The sequence below is a fragment of the Nitrospirota bacterium genome, from assembly GCA_016207885.1.
Lineage (GTDB): Bacteria > Nitrospirota > Thermodesulfovibrionia > UBA6902 > UBA6902 > JACQZG01.
In genome coordinates this window covers 65,660-84,674 of record JACQZE010000008.1, presented here as the reverse complement: position 1 = coordinate 84,674, position 19,015 = coordinate 65,660, and the positions used below count along the sequence as shown (strand labels likewise).

General features: G+C 45.4%; 25 protein-coding genes and 1 tRNA gene. 7 read left to right on the top strand and 19 right to left on the bottom strand.

Annotation, left to right across the window (positions count from 1 at the left end):
* Nucleotides 1–6 precede the first annotated feature (6 nt).
* Together dksA and HY807_06730 are read left to right on the top strand one after the other, a co-directional pair.
* Complete coding sequence (gene dksA / locus HY807_06735; protein MBI4826102.1) at nucleotides 7–591, top strand: RNA polymerase-binding protein DksA; 585 nt, start codon at nucleotides 7–9, stop codon at nucleotides 589–591.
* A 179-nt stretch (nucleotides 592–770) separates the two neighbouring features.
* Nucleotides 771–846: transfer RNA gene (locus HY807_06730), tRNA-Thr, on the top strand.
* Between the two features lie 79 nt (nucleotides 847–925).
* Here HY807_06730 and HY807_06725 read toward each other — a convergent pair.
* From HY807_06725 to HY807_06705, 5 genes are all read right to left on the bottom strand, one after another.
* Complete coding sequence (locus HY807_06725) at nucleotides 926–1,156, bottom strand: type II toxin-antitoxin system HicA family toxin (GenBank protein MBI4826101.1); 231 nt, start codon at nucleotides 1,154–1,156, stop codon at nucleotides 926–928.
* Nucleotides 1,153–1,785, bottom strand: coding sequence for a MerR family transcriptional regulator (locus tag HY807_06720; GenBank protein ID MBI4826100.1), 633 nt, complete (start codon nucleotides 1,783–1,785; stop codon nucleotides 1,153–1,155). The genes HY807_06725 and HY807_06720 overlap by 4 nt, the downstream gene beginning before the upstream one ends.
* A 250-nt stretch (nucleotides 1,786–2,035) precedes the next feature.
* Complete coding sequence (locus tag HY807_06715) at nucleotides 2,036–2,755, bottom strand: hypothetical protein (protein ID MBI4826099.1); 720 nt, start codon at nucleotides 2,753–2,755, stop codon at nucleotides 2,036–2,038.
* A gap of 282 nt (nucleotides 2,756–3,037) precedes the next feature.
* On the bottom strand, nucleotides 3,038–3,403 hold the full coding sequence (locus HY807_06710; protein MBI4826098.1) for a hypothetical protein: 366 nt from the start codon (nucleotides 3,401–3,403) through the stop codon (nucleotides 3,038–3,040).
* Nucleotides 3,400–3,690 (bottom strand): hypothetical protein, encoded by a 291-nt coding sequence (locus HY807_06705; protein MBI4826097.1) that lies wholly within the window; start codon nucleotides 3,688–3,690, stop codon nucleotides 3,400–3,402. Before HY807_06705 ends, HY807_06710 begins: the two co-directional genes overlap by 4 nt.
* 187 nt (nucleotides 3,691–3,877) lie before the next feature.
* On the opposite strand from HY807_06705, the gene HY807_06700 reads away from it, so the two are divergent.
* Genes HY807_06700 through HY807_06690 form a run of 3 tightly spaced genes read left to right on the top strand, consistent with a single transcriptional unit; the run spans nucleotide 3,878 to nucleotide 9,435 of the window.
* A complete protein-coding gene (locus HY807_06700; GenBank protein ID MBI4826096.1) occupies nucleotides 3,878–5,038 on the top strand; it encodes an efflux RND transporter periplasmic adaptor subunit in 1,161 nt (386 codons plus the stop codon).
* 3 nt (nucleotides 5,039–5,041) lie between these two features.
* Nucleotides 5,042–8,146, top strand: coding sequence for an efflux RND transporter permease subunit (locus HY807_06695; GenBank protein MBI4826095.1), 3,105 nt, complete (start codon nucleotides 5,042–5,044; stop codon nucleotides 8,144–8,146).
* On the top strand, nucleotides 8,143–9,435 hold the full coding sequence (locus tag HY807_06690) for a TolC family protein (GenBank protein ID MBI4826094.1): 1,293 nt from the start codon (nucleotides 8,143–8,145) through the stop codon (nucleotides 9,433–9,435). Before HY807_06695 ends, HY807_06690 begins: the two co-directional genes overlap by 4 nt.
* A 6-nt stretch (nucleotides 9,436–9,441) precedes the next feature.
* Here HY807_06690 and HY807_06685 read toward each other — a convergent pair whose 3' ends face one another.
* From HY807_06685 to HY807_06630, 12 genes are all read right to left on the bottom strand, one after another.
* Entirely contained in the window at nucleotides 9,442–9,819 is a 378-nt protein-coding gene (locus HY807_06685) for a response regulator (GenBank protein ID MBI4826093.1), read from the bottom strand.
* A 53-nt stretch (nucleotides 9,820–9,872) separates the two neighbouring features.
* Nucleotides 9,873–11,336: a PAS domain S-box protein gene (locus HY807_06680; GenBank protein ID MBI4826092.1), complete on the bottom strand. Its 1,464-nt coding sequence runs from the start codon at nucleotides 11,334–11,336 to the stop codon at nucleotides 9,873–9,875.
* Between the two features lie 3 nt (nucleotides 11,337–11,339).
* Complete coding sequence (locus HY807_06675; protein MBI4826091.1) at nucleotides 11,340–11,774, bottom strand: response regulator; 435 nt, start codon at nucleotides 11,772–11,774, stop codon at nucleotides 11,340–11,342.
* Nucleotides 11,775–11,800: 26 nt separating this feature from the next.
* Nucleotides 11,801–14,539, bottom strand: coding sequence for a PAS domain S-box protein (locus HY807_06670; protein MBI4826090.1), 2,739 nt, complete (start codon nucleotides 14,537–14,539; stop codon nucleotides 11,801–11,803).
* A 54-nt stretch (nucleotides 14,540–14,593) separates the two neighbouring features.
* Nucleotides 14,594–15,064: a DUF4149 domain-containing protein gene (locus HY807_06665; protein MBI4826089.1), complete on the bottom strand. Its 471-nt coding sequence runs from the start codon at nucleotides 15,062–15,064 to the stop codon at nucleotides 14,594–14,596.
* Nucleotides 15,065–15,071: 7 nt separating this feature from the next.
* On the bottom strand, nucleotides 15,072–15,329 hold the full coding sequence (locus HY807_06660) for a type II toxin-antitoxin system RelE/ParE family toxin (GenBank protein MBI4826088.1): 258 nt from the start codon (nucleotides 15,327–15,329) through the stop codon (nucleotides 15,072–15,074).
* Nucleotides 15,326–15,523 carry a hypothetical protein gene (locus HY807_06655; protein MBI4826087.1) on the bottom strand — a complete coding sequence of 66 codons (198 nt, stop codon included), beginning with the start codon at nucleotides 15,521–15,523 and terminating at the stop codon, nucleotides 15,326–15,328. Before HY807_06655 ends, HY807_06660 begins: the two co-directional genes overlap by 4 nt.
* Nucleotides 15,524–15,526: 3 nt before the next feature.
* The gene (locus tag HY807_06650; GenBank protein ID MBI4826086.1) at nucleotides 15,527–15,694 is read right to left on the bottom strand and encodes an addiction module protein; all 168 of its coding nucleotides are present in this window, start codon (nucleotides 15,692–15,694) and stop codon (nucleotides 15,527–15,529) included.
* Entirely contained in the window at nucleotides 15,672–15,794 is a 123-nt protein-coding gene (locus HY807_06645) for a hypothetical protein (GenBank protein MBI4826085.1), read from the bottom strand. Before HY807_06645 ends, HY807_06650 begins: the two co-directional genes overlap by 23 nt.
* Nucleotides 15,795–15,882: 88 nt before the next feature.
* Nucleotides 15,883–16,179 carry a nucleotidyltransferase family protein gene (locus HY807_06640; GenBank protein MBI4826084.1) on the bottom strand — a complete coding sequence of 99 codons (297 nt, stop codon included), beginning with the start codon at nucleotides 16,177–16,179 and terminating at the stop codon, nucleotides 15,883–15,885.
* 138 nt (nucleotides 16,180–16,317) lie between these two features.
* On the bottom strand, nucleotides 16,318–16,626 hold the full coding sequence (locus tag HY807_06635; protein ID MBI4826083.1) for a type II toxin-antitoxin system RelE/ParE family toxin: 309 nt from the start codon (nucleotides 16,624–16,626) through the stop codon (nucleotides 16,318–16,320).
* A complete protein-coding gene (locus HY807_06630; protein MBI4826082.1) occupies nucleotides 16,623–16,844 on the bottom strand; it encodes an addiction module protein in 222 nt (73 codons plus the stop codon). The genes HY807_06635 and HY807_06630 overlap by 4 nt, the downstream gene beginning before the upstream one ends.
* Before the next feature lie 281 nt (nucleotides 16,845–17,125).
* Here HY807_06630 and HY807_06625 point away from each other — a divergent pair, with 281 nt between their 5' ends.
* Nucleotides 17,126–18,103 carry a hypothetical protein gene (locus tag HY807_06625; GenBank protein MBI4826081.1) on the top strand — a complete coding sequence of 326 codons (978 nt, stop codon included), beginning with the start codon at nucleotides 17,126–17,128 and terminating at the stop codon, nucleotides 18,101–18,103.
* Nucleotides 18,087–18,359: a hypothetical protein gene (locus HY807_06620; GenBank protein MBI4826080.1), complete on the top strand. Its 273-nt coding sequence runs from the start codon at nucleotides 18,087–18,089 to the stop codon at nucleotides 18,357–18,359. The genes HY807_06625 and HY807_06620 overlap by 17 nt, the downstream gene beginning before the upstream one ends.
* Before the next feature lie 25 nt (nucleotides 18,360–18,384).
* Here the strand turns inward: HY807_06620 and HY807_06615 are convergent, their stop codons facing one another.
* Both HY807_06615 and HY807_06610 read right to left on the bottom strand, forming a co-directional pair.
* Nucleotides 18,385–18,720, bottom strand: coding sequence for a DUF5615 family PIN-like protein (locus tag HY807_06615; protein MBI4826079.1), 336 nt, complete (start codon nucleotides 18,718–18,720; stop codon nucleotides 18,385–18,387).
* Between the two features lie 5 nt (nucleotides 18,721–18,725).
* Complete coding sequence (locus HY807_06610) at nucleotides 18,726–18,944, bottom strand: DUF433 domain-containing protein (GenBank protein ID MBI4826078.1); 219 nt, start codon at nucleotides 18,942–18,944, stop codon at nucleotides 18,726–18,728.
* Between the last annotated feature and the right edge of the window lie 71 nt (nucleotides 18,945–19,015).

The following is a 19,015-nucleotide window of genomic DNA, read 5'->3' as shown; positions in this document are numbered from 1 at the left end:
ATTAAAATGGCAAAAAAACCGGTCAATAAAAATACTCCTAAAAAGACAGCTAAGAAAAAGACAGTAATAAAGAAAAAGGCCTCTGCAAAGAAGGCTGCTGCTCCCGTAAAGAAGAAAGTTGCGGTTAAAAAGGCCGCTGTAAAGGCTGTAAAGAAAGCAGCCGCAAAGAAGGCTGTCGTCAAAACAACTCCGGTAAAAAAAGGATCAGGTAAAAAACCAGTGCCAACAAATAGAGAAAAAGCCATTCTTGATATACAGCATAACCTTCAGCTGCAGAAAGAAGCCCTGCTTAAAGAGGCCTCAGAAACACTTCATCTCCTGCCGGGAGACCTTAACTACCCTGACATGGGGGACCAGGCAACCGCGGAGACTGACAGGAACTTCATGCTCAGGCTCAGGGACAGGGACAGAGGCCTTCTGAAGAAGATCGACCAGACGATAGAGCGCATCAAAACAAAGACCTACGGGTTTTGCGAAGCCTGCGGCGAAGAGATAGGCATCAAGCGCCTTCAGGCCAGGCCTGTAACTACTTTATGCGTTGACTGCAAGACCGAGCAGGAAGAAGAAGAGCGTATATCAAAAGGAATGTAGCCCCACGCTCTTCCGGCATACCCTCTCTCGGCATCCTCATAAGACAAGCAGTTCCGTGATGATCAGCATCATTACTTCCATGCCCGCTTGTGACATATATCCTGTCAAAAATCTTTAATACTGCTCTGGCAATAAATCGTATTTCTGGTATAGAATATAAAGCCTCTTTTCAGAGAAGCGCCACCGTAGCTCAGTTGGTAGAGCAGCTGATTCGTAATCAGCAGGTCAGCGGTTCGATTCCGCTCGGTGGCTCCATTTGCTTTATGGAGATGCAAAGAGATTTCTTAGATCGATACCGGCAGAAATACCCGCTTATCAGCTTTGTATGCCTACACTATCTATACAACTTCAAAAACTCCTCTACCGTCAGCTCTGCCTTTGCTATCTGGTCTCTCAATAATCCCTGTTTCACTGGCTTGCCTTTGTGCATCGGGATTGAAAGGATAAACTGGCTTCCTTCTTTTGTCAGTTTCACATGACTGCCTCTTTGCACTTCAACCTTCCAGCCGGCTCTTTCAAATGCCTTTATTACCCTCTGAGATTTCAGATTGTGCAGGCTGCTCATGAAGCCTTCTTAACCTTTCTCTTTTTATTAATAACCTCAAGATGTCCCTCAATAGAGTCCTTGATCATCTCAAGGGCTTCTTCAATAGTTTCACCCTGTGAGGCGCATCCGGGAAGTGAGGGACATTCTATCCAGTATCCACCGTCTTCTGTGTCTGGATGTAAGACAACCCCATATTTTTTACCTTTAACAAAAACAGAGTATTTCTTCTCTTTCTGCAAGTCTACAACCTCTCCTTTGAGTTCTTCTACAATCTCTCCAAGCGCAATTGAGAAGACAAGCTGACCGCTTTTCAGTGTATCAATGATTTCTTTCTTATCATTTGTAATCACAAAGATCGTCTCTCCGTCCGTTAAGAATCTGAGTTCCAGTAGAGGTTTTATTATTTCAGGCATGTTCTTTTTAAGATAAATAACAGCCTTTCTTATCTGCTGAAGACTGATGCCTTTATCCATGAGAGTCTTTGCAACCTTCAACTGTATTAGGTCATTGAAAGAGTAAAGTCTCACAGAGCCGTAGCCGGAAGCCTCACTGACTGACGGTTTTATAAAATGAGTCCTATCCCAGTAATCAACCTGCCTGAAACTTAAACCTGTGATTTTTGATACAGTTTTACTGTTAAAGTTCATATCTATTATCTCCCATATTAAACGGTTATGATAATTAAGATTACATCAATGTAGTTATTATGTCAACAGAAAAAAGAGCTTGGAATCAACCAAGCCGCTAAAGATTATTTACATATTAAATGTGCTACTTAACTATTTTAGTTTTTAAAAAACCAGGTGAAACAAAGAAACATGATATTAAGTTTCATTAATTAATAATTAAAGTTAAGAATCTATCCGCATAGTCTTGTGCATTTATTTAGAAAGAAATCTATTTTATAAAATTATTATTTTCCCATTGCCCAACATCTTTTTTGCCATTTAAATATGTATGTGTTCCTATTCCTTCCCTTAGACCATTTTTCCATTGACCTATATACGTTTCCCCATTTGCCCATGTATAAGTACCCTGCCCATGCATTTGACTGTTGTTCCATTGACCAACATATTTAGCGCCATTTGCCCATGTCTTTGTTCCCTGTCCATGCAACTTGTCATTTTTCCATTGACCAACATAAACATCTCCATTTGCCCATGTCATTGTCCCTTGTCCATCCCCCACGCCATTTATCTCTTGACCAGAAGAATCATCAGCATATTCGGTGCTCCATCCCCTTGAAGTCATACAATTACTGAAGGCACTTCTCTTTCTGCTTGATTTATCAATTTCCATTCCAATTTCTGCTACGGAGTCACCCCAGGTCTTTTTAGGTGTAACAGAACCATACCCTATTCCACCAACATTATAATAGTCAATGTTATATCCACTTGGTTGGGTTGTAGTAGGCATGCCCATGCTTGCATTAATTGAATATTCATCGCAAAATGCTAAGTCACGATTTAACACATTCTGATTGTGTAGTTCGGGGGCAGAATTAACCCAAGCATAATTTCTATTCGTAGAAGCACAACTCAAAAGAGTTGCAGTGGCAATAAATAGTAAAATATTTTTTATCATTAATCTCTTAAAAATATTGAGTTCATTTTTCATAATGCCTTTTCTCCAATGTGTATGCTAAATAATAGAAAAAAGGTGGGATTAATTCAAGATAAATAATCCACTGATATGTTATGAACTGTATAGTTTTTGTATAGTAGTCACAGGGGGAAATAAAGAAGGGGAGGGAAAAGTTCCCTCCCCTTCTTGTGGTACCTACTGAAAATTAAGCAATATTAGGAAGGATTAGGAAAACCCCATCACCCTTCCTTCACTCATTCGTAATCAGCAGGTCAGCGGTTCGATTCCGCTCGGTGGCTCCATTTGATTTCCTTGCTATACCGCTATTTCTAAGGCTATCCTGTCATATTTGATTACCGGCGCTGTTTTATTGTTTGTCTCTTTCTTCTCGATCAGCCCTATCTGTTCAAGATACTTAACATCATCTGCAACGTTCTTAACGTCCCTTTTTGCCATGCGTGCAAGCTCATTGATGGATGAAGGCTTCATGATCTTTATCGTGTGCAGGAGTTCAAGCCTCTTGGGTGTAAATACCTTTCTGAATGCCTCAAAGCTGGTGAAATAAACACCGGTCTCTTTCTTAACTTTTTCGCCACGCTCTATAGCCTCTGCCCTTCCGGCGAATTCTTCTAAGGCTGTCTTTACTTCTTTAAAGCCTATTTTTATCTTCTTGACTCTCATAGTTCGCCTCCCTTATATTTCTCAATATCTCTGTAGAAATCATGGATCAATTTTCTTATGTTGGTAAACTTGAACGGTTTCTCATTTCCTCTGATATGCCTATGGTCTCCCTTGCCTTCTGCGTTGTCATAACCTATTACTCGGGCATCGTCAACAATATAAACCAGTGAATATTTGTAACCGTGCGGCCGGTCTTCTGTAGCTTCCGGCAATTTCCATAATTTTACCTCAATGATATTTCCCGATCCGTCAATGACCTTTGTATTCTCTATCAGTTGAGCTTTCATTTGTATTGGTATATTATGCCTATAGATTTATTATTATGTCAACAAAAAGGAACATTCGGCACTATAAGGAAATATTAGAAACACTGCATTCCCCTTCTTTTGTTCAATTACCCAAACAAAACCTGCTTAATTGTATAATATTATCTGCATAAATCTGTTATAAAAATTTAAGCGAAGGTGAACTCCATTGAACAGGAAGATACTATTATTATTTATCATTTCCATTTCATTACTCTGGACATCCGGCTGTACTTCAAAAAAGACTGATGAAGCAAATAAGGACAAGGCTGCCCGTCCTGCGGTAGCAGTAGAAACCATAAAGGTTACAGCATCAGAACTGACAGAGGGTATCGATGTGGTCGGCGACCTCACTCCAAAATACGAGGCGGTTGTAAAGGCACAGATCCCAGGGCTCATAAGTGATGTTTATGTTACTGAATGGGTGAGTGTAAAGAATAATGAGCCGCTTGCCCGGATAGACCTGAGCGAGACAGATGCTCTTGTAAAAAGGGCAGAGGCTTCCGTTGAATCGGCAAAGGCAGAATACCTTCTGACACAGGTCGCAGCGCAGCGGGCAGATCGAGAAAAGGCCCGCGTGCAGAAGCTCAAAGAATTCGGCCTTGCCACACAGCAGAATTATGAAGATGCCGTATCAGAGGCAGAGGCGGCTAATGCAGGAGTTGAAGCGGCTCGAGCCCGGATCAGCGCGGCAGAAGGAGAACTGCGCTCGCTTCAGGCGCGCCTTGCCAAAGGGCTGATACTTTCCCCTATGGATGGGATCGTTTCACTGCGTGATGTGAATGTGGGCGACCTTACCAGCGACACAGGTGCGGCAAAGCCGCTTTTCAAGATCGTTGATAACAGGATGCTCAAACTTACCGTAACGGTTCCGTCAGTAAATATGGCTGCCATAAAAGTCGGCGACCCTCTGGCCTTCACTGTTGACGCGCTTCCTGACAAAATATTTTCAGGCAAGGTCATGTATATAAACCCTTCAGTTGATGAAGCTGACAGATCAATAAAAGTGACCGCTGAAGTTGTGAATTCATCCGGAGAATTAAAAACAGGGCTTTTTGCTAAAGGAACCATCCAGACAGGTACCACGAAGTCTGTCATACAGGTTCCGCGCTCAGCTCTCACAGGCCTTAATGTTGCCGGCAAGAAGGCAGGCGCATACATAATTGAGAATGACATTGCGCATTACAGGGAGATCGCAATCGGCGTTATCGCTGGAGATCAGGTGGAGATCGTTTCAGGATTGAATCTTGGCGAGCTGCTGGTTGTGCGCGGCAGCTTTAACCTGAAGGACAATGACAAAGTGATTGTCTCTGGCGGACAGGAAAAATAGTAAATGCTTATTTCCGACCTTTCCATAAAGCGGCCTGTCTTTGCAGCGGTAATAATGCTGACCCTTGTCGTATTAGGCATTTTTTCGTACCGCCAGCTCTCTGTGGAGATGTATCCGAATGTCGAGATACCTGTTGTTTCCATAATCACAAAGTTCCCGGGCGCGTCTCCTGAAAGCGTTGAAAGGGAGCTGACCAAAAAGATCGAGGAGGCTGTAAACCCTATAGCTGGTGTAAAGCGCGTCATCTCATACTCACGCGAGGGCGTATCAACCGTTGTTGTGGAGTTCCGGCTTGAGGAGAAGATCAATGAAGTCGCTCAGGAGGCACGGGCGAAGATAAACGCGGTCAGAGGCGAACTTCCTCAAGGCATCGAAGACCCTATTATACAGAAGCTCGATTTCAACGCATTGCCTGTCATATCTCTTGCAGTACGTTCATCTTCGCTTTCAAACCGCGACCTGACCCTTCTTGTGGAAAAGAAGATCAAACGCCGTCTTGAAACCGTTTCCGGAGTGGGCAAGGTATATCTGGTCGGATCAGCTAAGAGAGAGGTCAATGTTGTCATAGACCCGGGCCGTATCGAGTCCCTCGGCATCGGTGTAGATACTGTGATAAACGGATTGAGGTCTGAGAATGTGAATACCCCTCTCGGAAGGCTGCACCGGGGAAACACAGAGTACCCTCTCAGAATAGCTGGAAAACCGGACAACGTGGAGCAGTTCCGCTCTATGGTCATAGGGGAGCGTGATGGCAGGCCGATCAGGCTTGGTGAGGTGGCAGAGGTTGTGGACGGCATTGAAGAGGAGCGTTCACTTGCACTTGTGAACGGTATCCCCGCAGTTGCGCTTGATATTCAGAAACAGTCAGGCGCGAATATGGTTGAGGTTGTTGACGCGATCATAAAGCGCGTTGCCCAGCTCCAGGCCGAACTTCCTTCGGGCGTGACGCTGGATGTTGTGCGAGACGCTTCGACAATGACACGGGATTCTCTCAAGGACGTACAGGAGACGATGATCATCGGCGGCCTTCTCACTATCCTGATAGTCTTCTGCTTCATCAACTCATGGCGCTCTACAGTGATAACAGGACTTACACTGCCAATATCTGTCATATCATCATTCATCATCATGAACGCGCTCGGCATGACTCTGAATATCATGACGCTCATGGCGCTCTCGCTTGCGATAGGCCTGCTGATAGATGATGCCATAGTTGTGCGGGAGAATATCGTGCGCCATCTTGAACGCGGTGAAGACCACTTTACTGCGGCGCGCAACGGCACGAGCGAGATCGGGCTCGCTGTTCTTGCCACGACCATGTCCATTCTTGCTGTATTCGTGCCGGTGGCTTACATGAAAGGTATCGTCGGCCGTTTCTTCTTCTCATTCGGCATCACCGTTGCCTTCGCGGTCTCTGTATCTCTGCTTGTATCCTTCACGCTTGACCCGATGCTCTCTTCACGCTGGTACGACCCGTCGATACACAGGGAAGGAAGGCGCGGTTTCATCTCGCGCATACTTGACCGCTTCAATGATTTTTTTGAAGATATGGCTGACCGCTACCGCCATCTCATCGCCTGGGCGCTGGCGCACAGGAAGACAGTTCTCTTCTCCGCATTAGCCGCATTTGCCGGCGGGATAATGATATTCGGAATGCTCGAATCATCCTTCATGACCAATTTCGACAAGGGTGAATTTCAAATAAGTTTCAAGACAGCGCCTGACGCATCGCTTGATGAAAGCCGCGGCCGCCTGAACGCAATGCTTACTGCGCTGAATAATATCCCTGAGATCGATCACACCTATTCAACTGTAGGCGCAGGCGACAGCGGAACTGTGCAGAGCGGCGTTGTCTACATAAAGCTCAAGGAACGCTCCGAGCGGAACAGGAAACAGGATGCTATCCAGCAGGATGTCAGGGACAGGCTTCAGCGCATTCCCGGGATCAAGATATCAATTGAAGAGGCAGGCGGGGTTGGAAGCAGCATCAAGCCGCTCGTCGTGAATGTAAGAGGCGAGGATATCGCTTTATTGAAAAAGTATTCAGCCGAGCTGAAGGACAAGATGTACGGCATCCCCGGCATTGTTGATATTGAAGCCACGCTCGAAAGCGACATCCCCGAATATCGTCTGACGGTAGACAGGGAAAAGGCTGTGAACGCAGGCATCATGACCGACCGCATCGTACGCACCGTAAGCGCGCTTGTCGGCGGCGAGGCTGTGACAACTTATGAAGACGAAGACGGCGATTCAGTTGATGTGCGGGTAAGATTGCCTGAACATCTGCGCCGGGACCCTGCTCAGGTGCAGAACCTGAGATTTGCAGTGCAGAGGGGCAATCGGCCTTCTGCTCTCATGCCGCTTTCGAACATCGCATCATATGATGTGAGCAATTCGCCTTCTGAGATCAACCGTCAGGCACTGACCCGCGAGGTGGTGATAACCGCGAATCTCGACGGCGTGCCAATAGGCACTGCGATGAGCAATGTACAGAAGGCTTCAGAGAATATCAGTATGGAACCGGGCTATAAGATAATCTTTTCAGGAGAGGCTGAGGACATGGCTGAATCATTCGGATATATGGGAGAGTCACTCATACTTGCCGTGCTTCTTGTCTATCTCATACTGGCGGCGCAGTTCGAATCATTTCTGGAACCGTTTGCCATTATGCTTTCACTCCCCCTTTCAATCGTCGGCATGGCTGGGATGCTCTTTATGACAGGCGATACCGTAAATATCATGTCGCTTATAGGTTTGATAATGCTGATGGGGCTTGTCACAAAGAACGCGATACTTCTTGTGGACTATGCAAAGGTGCTGCGCGGCCGGGGCATGGAGAGAAGCGAGGCGGTCATCACCGCTGGAAGGACGAGGCTCCGCCCGATTCTTATGACAACGCTCGCCATGGTCTTCGGCATGATGCCGCTTACTTTTGCGCTTGGCTCAGGTTCAGAGATGCGCGCGCCTATGGCGCGTGCAGTGATCGGCGGGCTTCTCACTTCAACGGTGCTGACACTTCTCGTCGTGCCTGTTGTGTACACGGTGCTGGATGATTTCAGCGCCTGGATAGGGAAACGCTTCAGCTCTAAAAAGGCGGTGACAACATGAAGAAATATTATTCTCTTCTCGTATTAATATTGATCACACTTATGCTGCCTCTTGCCGCAATGGCTGATGAGGCGAAAGTTCTGACCTTGAGGCAGGCTCTTGATATAGCCTCTGAAAAGAATCTTGATATTCAAAAGGCGCGGGAGTACTCACGCTGGGTACATGGTAAATATGTGGAAGAGCGGGCTGCAGCATTGCCGCACTTCAGTGTTACAGGTTCAGCTCTTCTCAGTAAGGATGATACCGGGTTATATCCTGACAGGATGAAGAGCTATTCCGGCGAGATCGGAGTTACACAGACGCTCTTCACATGGGGCAAGCTCGGCGCTGCGATAAGGGCTGCAAAGGAAGGGCTTAAGACCGCTGATGAGCAGTTGAGGCTTTACCGCCAGGCGGCTCTCAGAGATGTCTCCATCGCATTCTATGATGTGCTTTATTCAAAAGAGCTGCATGCCATCGCGCTGCAGAACCTTGAGCAGAAAGAACGGCATCTTGAAGAAGCGCGCCGCAAATACAGCGCAGGAGTTGCAACTGACTATGAAGTATTGGCAGCTGAAGTCGCTGTCCAGAATGCGCGGCCTGATGCCATACGCTCAAAGAACCGCATACGCGAAGCGCTCGACAGGCTGCGTTTTCTTCTTGCATCTGAAGATAAGGGCATAGATGTCACAGGCAGCCTTGAACCCGGGAATATGCCGGCAGTTCAGACTTATGAAGATGTATACAATAAAGCGCTTGAGAACCGTCCTGAAGTGAAAGACCTGCGCTTTCGCATCAACATAGCAGGTGAACTCGTCACCATGGCGAACTCAGAAGACAAACCGCAGCTTGAATTCAGGGGTGCGTACGGATTGAAGGATATGAACAGCAGAAGCATGGACATAAACGGCAATGTATGGAGCGCCGGCATATTCCTCTCATTCCCCTTCTTTGACGGAATGGAGGCCAGAGGAAAAGTAACACAGGCTGAAAGCGACCTTAGCAGTATTAAGATTGACGAGGAAAAGCTTGCCGACTCCATCGCGCTGCAGGCGCGCGAGGCTCTGAACGCCGTACAGGAATCAAAGGAGATCGTAGACGCGCTTTCCGGAACGGTGAAGCAGGCTGAAAAATTATTGTTCCTGTCTGAAAAAGGGTACGAATTGGGAGTGAAGATCAGGCTTGAAGTAGAAGATGCCGAACTCAATCTCCGGCAGGCAAAGGTTAATCTTTCACAGGCATGGAGAGACTACCTCGCGTCACAAGTGAACCTTCTCTGGGTTATGGGCGTGCTTGGGGAGAGTATATAACAGGCTTTATCCCTCTATCTCCAATATACTGAATATCTGTTTGGAAAGCTCGTTAAAGTCGAGAGGTTTCTCCACACAGTGCCAACCGATTATATTCAGGCCTTCAAACATGGCCTTATCGTGATGTGCCGTCATCACAATAACCGGCATATTCGGGATATTTTTCAATACATACTTCAGCACATCAAAGCCGTCTTTTTTAGGCATTCTCACATCGGTGACAAGCAGGTCACACTTTGATGAACTTAAGGTCTCGATAGCCTCCTCTCCGTTCTCTGCTGTTAACACGTTCAGGCCTTTATTTAACATAGAGAGGCCTTCTGACAGGCTCATCAAAAAAGTCTTCTCATCATCCACCAGCAGTATGTTTTTACGCGAAGCCATTGAATCCTCCTTATACACATAAAATTCAGGCTGAATATAGCCTGTAACTGCATTTACTCCGGCTTTTTCTCAGGAATGAGTATGTCCGTTGCCGTGCCTGTACCTTTCATGCTCTGTATCTCAATCAGACAGTTCATATTCGAGAGCATCTTTTTGCATATAACAAGGCCGAGGCCTGTCCCATGACGCTTGCTTGTATGAAAAGGCTTGAAGAGATCCTTCTGCTCTTCCGCAGTCATACCTTTTCCATTGTCTTTTATGCGTATGCGTATCATGTCCGGTATCTTTGATACGCTGATATCTATTGCCGGAGCCTCTCTCTCTTCGCATGCGTCCACTGCATTGGTGAATATGTTCAGAAGCACCTGCTGCAGCGCCCTCGGGTCCACATAAAAAGCCCCGGCATCCTCTGATACTGACCTTGTAACGGTGATCCCCTTGCTCATGGAATCACCGAGGATCAATGAATAGAAATTATACATAAATGGGCCTATCTCCACATCCTGCATTTCAGGCCTTTCAAACATATTGAAGTTCCTGAGGCTCTTCAGGAGATATTCAATCCTCGAAGACTCGCTGAGCGCCCGGCCGATGTATTCCAGAATATTCTCCTTCCCGAATTTATCAATATTCTTCTTCAGGACATTCAGCGTCATCTTAATTGAATTTACCGGATTGCCTATTTCATGCCTGATCCCGGAAAAAACATATCCGATATTATTCATGGTATTGACCGCCTCTGCGATAGATTCAAGCCTGAGCTTATCCGTCACATCGCGCCTTACCAGCACATAGTTGGATATCTTTCCCGTAATATCCCTGACCGGCGAGATCGTGCAATCTTCATGATACGTTGTGCCGTCCTTCTTTTTACTGATGAGCAGCCCTTTCCATGCCTGCCCCTGATCCATCGCTTCTCTGGCCGCCTCATAAACAGCCTGGCCGTTACTGCCGCTGTCGAAGATATGAAGGTCATTTCCAACAGCCTCTTCCTCTGAATAACCTGTTATGCGTTCAACGGCAGGGTTCATATACCGGATCTTCCCTGCTGCATCGGTTATTATGATGGCGTCAGGCGCTGATTCCGCCGCTGCCGTAAGGAGCGCACGGTCTTCTTCTATCCTTTTCCGGTCGCCGCGCATCTCAGCTTCCCGAAGTTCCCGTTCAACGGCTGGAAGGAGTCTTGCCAGATTGCCTTTTATAATATAATCGTGCGCACCGGCCTTCATCGCCTCAACTGCGACATCTTCGCCGATCTTGCCGGATACAATAATGAAGGGGATGTCCCGGCCGGTCTCCTGAAGCAGGTTCAGGGCAGCAAGCCCGCTGAATTGCGGCATGCTGTAATCCGAGATGATGACATCCCATCTCCTCTTATCAAGCGCCTCTTTCATGGCTGCGGCAGTCTCTATCCGCTCAAAGACAGGCTCATATCCGCCCCGCTTCAGCTCACGAAGCAGAAGAAAGGCGTCATCTTCCGAGTCTTCGATAATTAAAACGTGGAGTAGTTTGTTCATAGGTTATTGCGGCCCTTCATTAAGCACCAGCCAGTAAAGCCCCAGCTGCTGAACGGCATCTGTAAATTGATTGAAGTCCACGGGCTTGCGAATGTAGCTGTTGGCCCCGAACTTGTAGCTCTCGATACGGTCTTTGTCCTCGCTTGATGTAGTGAGGATCACAACGGGCAAAAGTTTTGTTCTTTCATCCGCCCGTATGCGGTGCAATACTTCAAGCCCGTCCATCCTCGGCATCTTAAGGTCGAGCAGGATCACCTGCGGCTGCAGCGACGTGTCGCGCCCGGCAAATTTGCCCGTTCCTAAAAGGTAGTCAAGCGCCTCGACACCGTCCTCCGCGACGATCACTTCGTTCAGTATTTTGTTTTTTTTAAGCGCCCTCAGCGTCAGTTTTACGTCATCAGGATTGTCTTCCACCAAAAGAATAATCTTTGATCTCATTTCATTCTCCTTAAAAATATTTTTTATTATACCGTAAAATAAACCGTAGTTCCCTTCCCCGCCTCTGCCTCTATCCAGACGTTTCCGCCGTGGCGGTTTATGATCCGCTTCACCGTGGCAAGGCCGATGCCGGTGCCTGGAAATTCACTCACAGAATGCAGCCGCTGGAAAGGGCTGAATATCTTGCCCGCGTATGACATATCAAAACCCGCGCCGTTGTCCTTTACAAAATACACGTCCTTTCCTGCTACCCCTTGCTCCCCTCCTGACCCCTCTTTAATTCCCCCCTTATTAAGGGGGGACGCAGGGGGGTGAAAGGGGTGGTAAACTCCGAATTCTATCACCGCGCGCTGGTTTTTACCTGTGAACTTCCATGCGTTGCCGAGAAGGTTCTCCAGCACGATAGTCAGCAGATGCTCATCTCCGCGCGCTGCAAGGCCTTCGGTGATGATGAACTCCGCCTGCCGTTCAGGATGCGTCTTCCTGAGCATGTCTGCAATATTTCCGGCAAGCCCGCTCAGGTTCACCTCTTCGCGCCTCATCTCCGACCGCGACACGCGGGAGAGGTTTAACAGATCGTCAATGAGCTGTCCCATCTTCTGGGTGGCGGCGAGTATGCGTTCAAGGAAATCCCTGCCCTCCGAATTGAGTTTATCCGCATAGTCTTCAAACAGCGCCCGGCTGAAGCCGGCAACGCTTCTGAGCGGAGAGCGCAGGTCGTGGGACACGGAATAGCTGAAGGCCTCAAGCTCCCTGTTGGCGGCTTCAAGCTGCAGGACATGATGCCTGAGGTCCTCATTCAGTTTTTTGATCGCCTCCTCAGCCCGCTTGCGCTCGGAGATGTCGCGAGCCACATGCACTGAACCGGTCATTTCCCCCTTCTCGTTCAAGAGCGGTGTTGTGCTTACCAGGAAATCGCCCCCAAGGCGGGGCTCATTAACTTCTCTGACATGCTGGCGGCAATCTTTCATGGTATGTTTATGAGGGCAGAAATCAGGAGGTTCGGACAAGCCGTGTACATATTTGTAACATGGCAGGCCTATGCACTGTTCTGCATTGAGTCCCAACTTTTCGGCCATCGCCTTGTTGACCCTGACGATCCTGTGCTTAGTGTCTAAAATGGCGATAAGGTCGGGCACGCTGTTGAAGGTGCGCTCCCACTCTTCCTTGGCGCGTATGACAGCTGCCTCCGCAAGCTTGCGTTCAGTGATGTCATGCACCATTCCCGCTGAACGCACAACCCTGCCGGAGCCGTCCCGGACATGCCCGCATTTTTCGTGGACATAACGTATCTCGCCTGAATATTTCCGTATCACCCTGTGCTCGACCTCATAGGAATCTTTCCCTTCTCTGAGCGAACCGGAATAAGCTTCGTCCACCGCCGCGCGGTCATCAGGGTGCACCGCGTCAAGGAACGCCTCATAGGTAGCGGCAAATTCCTGCGGCTGCAATCCGAATATCCTGTAGACCTCATCAGACCATGTAAGGTTATTATTGACAAGGTCAAGTTCCCAGCCTCCGAGGTGAGCTATCTCCTGTGCCCGCTTCAGGCGGCCTTCGCTTTCCAACAGCAACTGCTCCGCACGTTTGCGTTCGGCGATCTCACTGTTCAATTCATCGCGCGATGCGGTGATCTTCTTCAGATCCCCTGTCATTCTATCGAATGCCCTTGAAAGCTGGCCTATTTCATCTTTCAGTCCGGTTCCGACTTTATGGTCCAGGTTTCCGCTTCCCACGATCTCCGCGCCCCTGGAGAGGGTCTTAATTGGAGCGGAAATAGACCGGGCGATTGAAAATGCGATAGTGCCGCACAGTAAAAAAATGAATGAGAGAACAACGATCACCATGCGTCTCAGATTTGTCACATCGGCGAATGCTTCTTCAGTATCGATCTTGGCGACCATTCCCCAGTCTAAGAAAGGCATATACCGCCAGGCTGCTATAACTTCCCTGCCACTGTAATCGATCAACCGGCCGGCCCCTTTTCTGCCCTGCACCGCCTCCTGTATGGGGACTCCAAGCTCCCCTCCGATACTTATAGTCCTCTTAAGAGTAGCTGCCGGGTCATGCCTCAATGGATTTAAATATACCACCTCGTTTCCAATTCTCTTCCCGAGCAAAACCTCACCGGTATTGCCAAGCCCCGTTATATCCTGAATAAGTTCATAAATGGAGTTCATGTCCACCTCAAAAGCGATGACCCCGATAAAAACGCCGTCAAGATCAAAGGCCGGGCCGGAAACCAGCATTGACGGCTTATTGCCTTGCGCTTTATCTAAAAAAATATCGGAAAAATAAACCTTGTTCTTCCCTTCCGCAAAGGCCTTTTGCTGCGGGTCATGAAGCATGCCCAAAAAATCTTTCAGTTTGTGTTCAGGATTGCTTGAGTAAACTATCTCGCCCATGGGATTGGCAAGCATAATATCGGAAAGGGACAAGACCGACTGCATATGCTGCAATTGAGCATCGAGTATTTTTCGGGAGAGAACAAATTCCGGATTGTCCGGAGCTTTGGCAAGGCGGATCATTACGGGAAGATTTTTCCTGATGTTGTAATAGCCCTGTGAGAGCTCTAAATTGGCCTTCAGCCCGGCAAAATATGTTTCAATTTTGTCCGCCTTAAAAGCTGCGATATCCCGCACGTTTGCAAGGCGAACGGTCTCCAGGGATTTTTTATAATTAGTGAAGGTCAGGACGCTGCCAAAAAGTGAAGGTACCAGGACAAAGAGCAGAAATGTGATAGTAAGTTTTAATCTGATAGACATCCCAAACCAATCCTTAATAATGTAAACAATATTAATGGAGCGTATCCCTGAAGCCTATTCCCTCGGTACTGAGTTGATAACGATAAGTGTAACGCCGTCGATCAGCAGCAAAAGGTTCAAGACAGCGCTGATCCCGTGAAGTTTTCTGAACTCCTTCCTTTCTAATGACTCCGGAGATGTCTGCTCAAAAGAGGTTATCGTTGCCTTTACCTTCCTGACGTCAGGGTAGAGCTTAAATGTGATAAAGGCGTTGATCACGATGGCAGCTATGATCAGTCCAAGGGATAATTGTCTGGCGATGCCAGTCTGAAATTTTGCGACAAGAAGAAAGCTCACCAGCGCAGTTAGAGAGATGATCAGGTTGTACGGAAAGTAAAAAGGAAAGAGCTTGTCCACGATCGCGCTTGCTGTATCGCGTTCAAAGCCCTTGAATATGACAGGTGTTATGAGGAAAGTAAATATCGCCATCCCTCCGACCCACAATGCAAGCAGTATGTTGTATATGCTTATTTTTAATCTGGACATTTGAAGTTTAAAGCCTCTTATAGATTTCCTTGCGGTGGCCGACTCTCAGGATAACAATATCTTTACCTTGTATATCAAAAATGACCCTGTAATCACCGATGCGAAAACGGTAGGTTCCAATTTTAGGATCTGTCAGTTTTTCAGAATGTTCAAAAGGATTGTTCTGCAATTTCAGAATGGCTTTGCCGATATGAAGTTTTATGGAAGGATCAAATTTCTTGATATCCTTTTCCGCCCTGCGGGTATAGACCAGTTTGTGGCTCATTCTCCGAAGATCTCTTTATGCGATTTAGTCTTGCCAGCTTTGTAGTCAACCCGTGCCTCCTTGACGCTTTTAAGATAATCAGGAGAGGTCACGGCAAGTAAGTCTTCTATGAAAGATTCTCTTTCATGTTTTTTCATCTTTTTTACAGCTTCAATAATCTCATCAGATGATATCGGCACTTTTACTTCTATCATTTTTTACCTCCTCATTACTTCTTCGTAAGATACAGTTTCTACTTTACCCGCCTTATACGCATCCCATCTTTTTTTTGCTTCTTCAGCCCATTTGCAGTCAATTACAGGGTCTGGCTTATCGAGCTGCATCAGGATAGAATCCACCAACTCAATCTTCTGTTGCCAGCTCATAATCCGCCTTCATATCCAGAATATGTTTTTTCAGCACAGATATATTTTTCTGCACAGTATCCCAGACCGATTCTATCTCTATACCAAAATATTCATGTATAAGAACATTTCTAAATCCGGCTTATCTCTCAACTTTTTCAATCGCCTCAATGATGTCATCAATAAAAAGAGTATAATCGCGCTTCACATCAGACATAGCTGACTTGCCCCAATATTGCATTCTTCAATTTCGGCTTGACAGCTTCTTTCATAACAAGATCAACATTCGTCCCTAAAATCTCCTCAAGGTAGTTTTTGAGATGAAGATAATTGAAAAGGTCTTTATGCCCTCTTGCAAATTCAACAAGGATGTCAATGTCGCTGCCGGCATTTTGCTCATCTCTCCGATATGAACCGAAAAGCCCGAGCTGCACAACATGAAATTGCAACTGAATGTCTTGTTTGTTTTTTCTCAGAGTTTCATTAACGGCTTCTCTTGTAAGCATTTCTCTCCTTCGCTCATAGGAACATCATGGAATCGTATAATTGCTTTATTTTACCCCTTCCCCTTCGCAATGGCAATCTTCTCCTTACCCACAAAGCAAGCAGTATGTTGTATCTGCGTATTTTTAATCTGGACATTTTCATTTGATCTTAGAATCAAGCAGTCTGTCAATCCAATATCTCGGCTCTCTGTGCAGATGGGCAACTGCGATAACCACAACAGTTTCAGAATCAATGCCGTAGATTATGCCATATAGGAATCTTGATAAAAGACAGCGCCGAATATCTTCTTCGATTTTTATGTTTGATAGGGGATACGCCACAATTCTTCTGACTGCGCGGTCAAGATCATCCAAAAATTGTGTACCGAGATTGCGTGACTGAGAATCATACCATGCGACTGCATCATCAACTTCAGATTGTGCAGGTTTTAAGAAACGAACCTTCATCTGGCGCTATGTTTTTTCATTACCTGTTCGTAAGAAACAGTTTCTACTTTACCAGCCTTATACGCTTCCCATCTTTTTTTAGCTTCTTCAGCCCAGATGCGGTCAATTTCAGGGTCTGGCTTATCGAGCTGCATCAGGATAGAATCCACCAGTTCAATCTTCTCATTGTCCGGCAAAGATTTAATCTTCGCTGAAAGCTCTTTACTGATAGTTCCCATAACGCCCTCCTTTTAATGCCTTATTTTACCCCTTCCCATCCGCAATCGCAATCTCTCCTTACCCACAGAGCAAGTAGTATGTTGTATATGCTTATTCCTAATTTGGACATTTGAAGTTATTGTATCACAGGAGTCTTATAACTCTCACAAAGTTCCTAAAAGTAAAAAAATGCAAAAGTAAAAAAATGCTTGTCTTTGACAGATATAAGTATTATCATTAGTCGGTTTTGATGTGAGACAAAAGCAAATATTGCGTTTGTGTTAATTGAGGAGAAATGCATATGAAAAATATTACAACGTTTATTTTAGTAATCATTTTTGTATTTTCTGTTCATACCGTTGAATCTAAAATCACAACACTTTCACCTAATACATCTGAACCTACAGCACTTACTAAGGAAATAGATGAGCTTGAATCAGAAAATACTTATTTAGATATACTTAATAAATATGCCTCATTAATTGGAGCTGTTGGAGGGATTTTTACCGCGATTACTGCATTTATTGCTCTTTTATTTAGTGCGAAAGAGTTCTGGATAAAACCTAAGTTAAAACTCTTTTATAAAGAAAACAAAGGCTATCCTTACACTCATGAGTTAAAGTTTAATCCATACCGTGGAGTTAAACTTTATAAAGGCAAAGAACTATCATTATTCAAGCCAGGCCTTAGCGTAAGATTATATGTTTATAATAAGGGCAATGCTACTGCCAAGAAAGCGCAGGCTATGATAGAGAAAATCGAGTTTTTAACAGAAGATGGAAGCGGAGAGGTTTCTCCCACTAGATACTACCACCCTTCAAAAGTTAAATGGTCTGGAGAAATAAATAATTTACCAGATTACAGTCCGGTTGATATTATTCCAAAATCATTTTACTTCTTAGATATTTTCTTTGCCATTAATGAAACAAAGGAAGCTGTGTACAATGTTAATAAAAGATTTTATGGATTCTTGCCGGATGATACATTAATGAGTTGGATAGCGGAAAATCAAATTGAAGATGACATATTCTGGAATGTTTGGATAATGAACCCAGAAGAAAGAGGAGTGCCCTCAAAGCATTATGAAGAAGGAATGATAAAAATACATTTCATAATAAATGCTGAGAATTCTGACCCTTTAAGATTCATAGCTCATATTAATTGGTCAAAAGAAAAATGGAATAAACCTGATATCAAAATCAAACAAGGCAAATATTATATTGATGAAGACTTTGAAGTTTTTCTAATGAAAGGAGGAAGTTATGGACACAAAGTGTAGAAATAATGGGTGTAATGGAACATATGTAGAAGATAAATCACCATCGCAGCCACCTAAAGACTCTGAAATGTTTAAAGGTTTTACTGATATTAGATCATCCTCTGCAGCGTGTACTCATTATTCTGTTCCATGTGACTCAACAAATACTAATAGAATATATTTTGGAACAAATACTGAAAATTTCTCACCGAAATTTAATCTTGGAGAATTTATAGATTATAAGTGTAATGTATGTGGTCATAAAATTGTTATGTAGTATTAAAAATGCAAAAACTCCAAACTCACCCCCTAATGTTATAATTCCTCAAGACCGCTAAGAACACAGCCATAAAAGAGATAACCATGGGCAATATTTTATCCAAAACAGAATTCACATGTTCGATGCGTGAAGAAGACAACCTCAATGAAATGAGCGAAGGCTTGGTTTTGCCGGAGAGAGCAATTATCTCTGAAAAATCCAGATCCTGTGTGAGAACTACTCTATTGTTGGTTATGGCAGCTTGAACGATTTCTTTGTCAGAGGAAGTCGGCGGCATTATTTCATTTACGCGGACTGTATCGTGGCCAAGGCTTTTGAGGAAAAAAACTGTTTCGGGCGAGATATGCAGGTCAGCCAAAATTTTCATGCAATGGCAATAGTCTTCTCGCTGGCTAACCATGCCCCGTATTTTGCGGCTTGATATACGTCTTCCTTCTCAAGCTCCGGATAGTTCTTGACGATTTCATCAGCATCATAAGCATCGCCCAAGAGTTTCAGGATAAAATCTACAGTGATGCGGAGATTTCTGATGACAGGCTTGCCTTCGCAAATATCAGGATTTATAGTTATTCTGTCGAGCATGCTTAATCATATCAAACAAAAGATTTATTTAGCAAGAACAAAAAATCAGATATTACCCCATGTTATAATCC